Annotated in this window: 3 protein-coding genes; 2 read left to right on the forward strand and 1 reads right to left on the reverse strand. The window is 23.8% G+C overall.

The annotated features are described in order from the left end of the window. Window positions 1–878: 878 nt before the first annotated feature. Window positions 879–1,202 carry a hypothetical protein gene (locus Q1K13_RS00870; RefSeq protein WP_300346839.1) on the forward strand — a complete coding sequence of 108 codons (324 nt, stop codon included), beginning with the start codon at window positions 879–881 and terminating at the stop codon, window positions 1,200–1,202. A gap of 318 nt (window positions 1,203–1,520) precedes the next feature. Here the strand turns inward: Q1K13_RS00870 and Q1K13_RS00875 are convergent, their stop codons facing one another. Beyond that, window positions 1,521–2,090, reverse strand: coding sequence for a helix-turn-helix domain-containing protein (locus tag Q1K13_RS00875; protein WP_300346841.1), 570 nt, complete (start codon window positions 2,088–2,090; stop codon window positions 1,521–1,523). A gap of 204 nt (window positions 2,091–2,294) precedes the next feature. Between Q1K13_RS00875 and Q1K13_RS00880 the strand changes: the two genes are divergently transcribed. Beyond that, a complete protein-coding gene (locus Q1K13_RS00880; RefSeq protein ID WP_300346844.1) occupies window positions 2,295–3,224 on the forward strand; it encodes a DMT family transporter in 930 nt (309 codons plus the stop codon). The last annotated feature ends 290 nt before the right edge of the window (window positions 3,225–3,514 follow it).

The raw sequence follows: 3,514 nt of genomic DNA on the forward strand, positions 1-3,514 counted from the left end.
TACTGCAAATAAATTTATTGAAAAAGGTAAGATTGAAGAAATATTAACAGATAAATTAGTATGGATGTTTGATTCAATGGATTCATGGTTTGAATAGGTAGAAAATAAGGTGCTTATATTATAAGCACTTTATTTTTTTAGATTAACTTTATATTTTATTAAAAGTCTGAATCTATTAATAGAAAATATAACAGAAATTAATGTAATATAGGAAAGTATTAATATCATGAATTTTAGTTCAGTATCAGAAGTGTAGTGTGATGATAACATACCTAAAATAACAGCTAAGCTAATGAATGAGCGTATTAAGTTATTATTCGGAGGAGTACGATTAAAAGAATTTTCTTTTTCTTTATTTATACAAAATATTTGTAAAAAAACTATCTCTAAAATATATAGAATTATTGCAAGTAATAAAAATAATAAATTAAAAGGCGAACTGAAAATTTCTGAATTATATAAATTTATACATGATATTATAAAAGAAAATAATGAAAAACTTCCAAAAGAAATAGAAATATATATAAATATTAATTGAGGAAATTTTTTTATTAGAAATCTAAAAAATATTGATAATATTATAAAAAATACAAGAAAAACTTCCACAAAAAATGTTGTCTTAGGGAAATTGCTTTTTACAAAAGAAAAATTGTCATAGAAGGAGAAAAAAGCAATTGGGATAAATATAATAACAAACATAAAAGAGGCTTTAAAAAAGCTATTTATTTTTTCTTTTCCGGAAGAATTAAAATTTCATTTAAAAGTTTGCTATTATTATACCTCATATTAACCAGTCCTTTTATAAAAAATTAAGTTAAATATATTATATTAAATATTTATAATTATTTTCAATGATAAAATATAATTAGGAGTATTTTATGATTAGATTTTTAAAGAGCAAATCAATAAATAGTAAAATAATATTAGGAATAATAATTATAATAGTAGTATCAATAGTTGGAATAAAAATAGCAACCAAGGAAGAAATGAATATAAAAGGAGTAAAATATGAGAATGGAAAGATAGTAGAGACAGATTTGGGAAAGTATAATAAAAATAAAAAATATGTAGGATATGAAGCCTATATATTAAGTGATAATTCTGAATATAATATATTTAAAAATGATAAGGTAGAAGTGAAATATCCAAAAATTCTTAAAATATGGTATATTACCAAAACAGATACATATTTTTCTTATTAAAATTTAATAAGCTTGAGTATATAGATAATCTACATAGCAATAGCAAAGGGTGGATTACTAGAAGGTTAATAGCAGCAACAGATTTTTTTATTACTATTGACTAATTTATTTATTTTTATAAAGTCATTAAGGGGTAGCGTCCGGAAAATGCTGATTTCACACGTTAATAGCATTTTCCCTACTGATACCAATGGTTTGAGCTGATTTTAAAATTTTGTTAAATCAATATTTTTTATTTGTTTAAAATCGCTATAACTATTGAAATAAGTCAATTAATTTAGCTTAACGTTTGAAATTCGCATTTTCAGGATTCTACCCCTATTTATAAATAACTGTTGAATGTACAATAGCTTCTTCATCAGAGATATTTCTGTATTCATGAGTTTTATCTGCACTAAATTTTAGAGAGTCATATTCTTCTAATATAAATTCTTCATTTTCAACCTTTATCATAACTTTACCTTTCATAATAGTAACTATTTCAACGCTCTTTTTAATATGTGTTTCAGTTAATATGGATTTACTTTTAGATAAATATATTCTGAAAAATTCAGTTGGATTTTTTCCATCTTCTCTAAACATTAATTCTATTGTAAATGATTTATCCTTAAGGTTTGTTTCTTTATTTTTAGAGGCTTTGGATAATAATATTTTCTCTTCATCTTTAAATAAATCATTAAATTCTATTGATAATTCATTGCAAATTTTCCACATTATATTAAGTGATGTGTTTGCATCTCCATGTTCTATTTTAGTTAATGTAATTCGACTAACCCCTATTTTCTTTCCAAGTTCTTCTAGGCTTAAATTTTTTTCCGTCCTTCTTTTTCTTATATTTTTTCCTATTATATTCATAAAATTTTGAGATGATAATTCTTCTAATATCATTTTATATCTCCTTATATTAATCTAATTTTATATATGTAACTATAATATAACTTTTTGAAAAAAATCTCAATTTAAGTTTTGTGTATATTATATTTAACAAATTTAATAATAATGTAAATTATTATTTACATTATTAAAAAAAAGGTGTATTATTAAATACATATTTTAAAACAAATATTTAATATCTTAAGGGAGGATTTATTTATGTATGCAATATTAATTGGATTACTTTCATCTATGTTCTTTGCAGCAACATTTGTTGTAACTAAAATAATGGGAGTAGGGGGAACAGATTGGGCTTGGACAAGCTCTTTAAGGTTTGTTTTAGCTTTACCATTCTTATTTCTAATTGTTTTATTTAGAAAAGAATTTAAAGGTGTAATTTTATCTATAAAAAATAACTTTTTAACTTGGTTTTTGTGGGGAAATTTAGCAGGGGTAGGTTTCTATTCATTATTAAGTTTTGGTACTGAATTTTCTCCATCTTGGTTAGTAGCAGGTACGTGGCAAATAACCATAATTGCTGGACTTTTATTATCACCATTATTTTTTATAACTATAAATATTGATGGTGATAATAAAACTGTAAGAGGAAAAATACCACTAAAACGTCTTTGTGTATCAAGTATAGTATTAATAGGAGTTATATTAATGCAATACACTCAAGCTCAATCAATATCAATTATAAATATGCTTAAAGGATTTATTCCAGTTGTAATAGCTGCATTTTTATATCCTTTAGGAAATAGAAAACTTATGGCTATATTAGGAAAAGAAATTAATAGTTTTCAACGTTCTTTTGGAGTTGCTCTTATTAGTATGCCTCTTGCAATTATACTTGGATTTATAGGCTATCATAATTCTGGTGCTTTATCAAAAGAAAGTATAGTTCAAGCTTTAATTTTAGCAGTATTTTCAGGTGTTTTTGCTACAATCTTATTCTTTTTTGCAACAGACAAGGCAAAACACAATTTATCATTATTAGCTGGTGTAGAAGCAACACAGGCAGGAACTATTATCTTTACTATAATAGGGTCTATGATTTTTTTAAATTCAGGTTTTCCTAGTGGGTTGTCCTTGCTCGGAATTATTATTATAATTATTGGAATGATTATAAATTCATTTTTAAAGTAAAAGCTTAAATTTTTAAAAAGCTATATTTTTCTAAACTGTACTTCGATATTCAACTGGAGTGCGGTTTTTTAGTTTAAATTTACGTAGTTCACCTACTGTATATAATAAACTTAAGTTTAAAGAGTTTAAATGTAAAATAGTTAAGAAATAAGGAAAATCAATGATTGATGAGGAATTATTCAACTTGATTAAAGATAGTTTAAAAGTTGAAAATGAAGTTGAATATAAAGATTATATTGAGGAAAATAAAGATGAAGTAAAATCAGAGATAGCAATGGATAGAGAAGATT

The organism is Clostridium sp. (assembly GCF_029267215.1).
Lineage (GTDB): Bacteria > Bacillota > Clostridia > Clostridiales > Clostridiaceae > Sarcina.

Excerpts from the sequence above, each read along its gene's own strand:
- Q1K13_RS00875 (WP_300346841.1), bottom strand. The coding sequence starts at position 2,090 with ATGATATTAGAAGAATTATCATCTCAAAATTTTATGAATATAATAGGA.
- Q1K13_RS00870 (WP_300346839.1), top strand. The coding sequence starts at position 879 with ATGATTAGATTTTTAAAGAGCAAATCAATAAATAGTAAAATAATATTA.
- Q1K13_RS00880 (WP_300346844.1), top strand. The coding sequence starts at position 2,295 with ATGTATGCAATATTAATTGGATTACTTTCATCTATGTTCTTTGCAGCA.